This window comes from Methanocalculus sp. (assembly GCF_029762515.1).
Taxonomy (GTDB): Archaea; Halobacteriota; Methanomicrobia; order Methanomicrobiales; family Methanocorpusculaceae; genus Methanocalculus.
Genome location: NZ_JARVGN010000426.1, coordinates 1 through 1,876, shown reverse-complemented (window position 1 = coordinate 1,876; position 1,876 = coordinate 1). Strand labels below are relative to the sequence as shown.

General features: G+C 50.3%; 2 protein-coding genes. Both read left to right on the top strand.

All coding sequences use genetic code 11. From position 1 onward, the window contains the following. A partial coding sequence (locus QCH34_RS11780; protein WP_300334427.1) for a hypothetical protein occupies positions 1-428 on the top strand: 428 nt, incomplete at its 5' end. Then, positions 425-1,804: a hypothetical protein gene (locus QCH34_RS11775; protein ID WP_300334425.1), complete on the top strand. Its 1,380-nt coding sequence runs from the start codon at positions 425-427 to the stop codon at positions 1,802-1,804. The genes QCH34_RS11780 and QCH34_RS11775, both read left to right, overlap by 4 nt. Positions 1,805-1,876: the final 72 nt, after the last annotated feature.

Below are 1,876 nucleotides of genomic sequence, written 5' to 3'. Positions count from 1 at the left end.
GATTTATTGAGCTGATGCCGGATTATGAGGTGCTGCAACAGAATCTTATGAGTAATGATGCAGATCTGCAAGAAATATTCTCACTTTCGATCAATCTCCTTTCCCATATCAATCAGCAAATTGTCGCTCTCTATGATCGGGATCATCAGATAGGACACAGTTATCTCATGTGTATGAGTGAAGCAGCGGATGCAGAAGAAGCGACAGAATCGCTCATCTTCGCCTGGTATCATGAGATTCTCCCACTGCTTCAGGAATACTTCTACGACGTTCCTGCGAAACTCGAGAAAATCCTCGGTAAAGAGTTCGTGGAGGTCGATGGCCGGTCGTTCAGGTTCAGAGACCCACTGTATGGCAATGATTTCATTCAGGCGTGCTCTCGTCTTGTCGAGAAAACCAAAGCAGAGTCAACCGGTGGAATGCCGTGAGCAGGAAGGTCGCGACGCTCTTCGAATACGTTTCCTACCGGTACGAACCGGCCTCAGAGACCGATTCATACTCTACAGAAGAGAATGTGCTGTATTTAACGGAGGACACCCTCCAAGAACTTGAGCATCTTAACCGAACGAAATACTTCCTCGATATCGGGAGGAAAACGCTTAAACCTCTGAACTACATCGGCGTTGTCACGGTGGGGAATCTCACAATCCAAATACTCCCCAAGCTTTTCAAAGGCGATGGATACGAGAACAACAAGTCGATCATCGCCGGCAACGTCCTCAAGATGCTCTCCTATGCCGAATCACTCCCAATCACGGAGATCGATACGGCGGATCTTGATACTGAGGAGTTTGAATTCTTTGAAGTCTTTGTCTGGCTGTTTGCCAAGAATCTTGCTGAACTCATCAAATCGCGTCAGAATAGGGAGTATGTTGCAAGGAGTGAAGACCTTCGCTTCATTCGCGAGCGGATCGATGTGCGGCGCTATACAAACCCTGCCAAGCTCCACATCGTCCCCTGTACCTTTCATGAGTTCTCTAGGGACAACACTCTGAACCGGACGCTCAAATACACCTGCCACCTCATGTCGCGGGCGGTGAAGAGTTCGGAGAACTTCCGGCTGCTCAAGTTCATTACCAATGTGCTCGAACCAGTCGTTCTCGCACCGGTGACCCTTGCGGAGGTCGATCGCATTCGGTTCACCCGGTTGAACCGCCAGTTCGAACCGTTTATCAGGATCTGCCGGATCTTCCTTGCACACTCTACCCTTACGCTTCGGGCATCCCGTGAAGAAACATTCTCGCTCCTGATCCCGATGGAGAAGCTCTTTGAAGAGTTTATTGCGCAGGTTCTGCTGGACGACCCTGCATACTTCTTCGGAAAGCGGGTGGAAATCCAATCCCAAGAGTCAATAGGGTATCTTGCGGAGAATAGCTTTGGAAGGAATGTCTTCAAGCTCATACCTGATATCACTGTACGGGATGGTGGCGCCATATCTGTCATCGACACTAAGTACAAACTGCTCAATCTCGATGACGCCAAATTTGATGTCAAGCAGCCCGACATGTACCAAATGCATGCCTACGTCACCAAGATCCGTGCGTCCAGTGCAGTCCTCCTCTACCCCGACACTGATGTAATAGAGTATGGCACCTTTTTCTTCGTGCATACGGATGCAGATGGCTTAAAGCACCGTGTGCCGCTCTACATCCGCTCTGTTCATCTATCAGAAAATATGAATACACCCAAGGGTTGGGCAGCATTCCGGAGATCGCTGGCCGACGCGGTACGCGTGATCATTCACGAGGATATCCGGGAAGAGGGGTACCCGGCACTTGCCATCCCCAAGGCGGCTGGTCAATAACGGATCTTGGCAGGCCACTCCGCCCCTTCTTTTCCTGTCGTTCCCGACATTTTCGATCAACTCCGCCGGTCC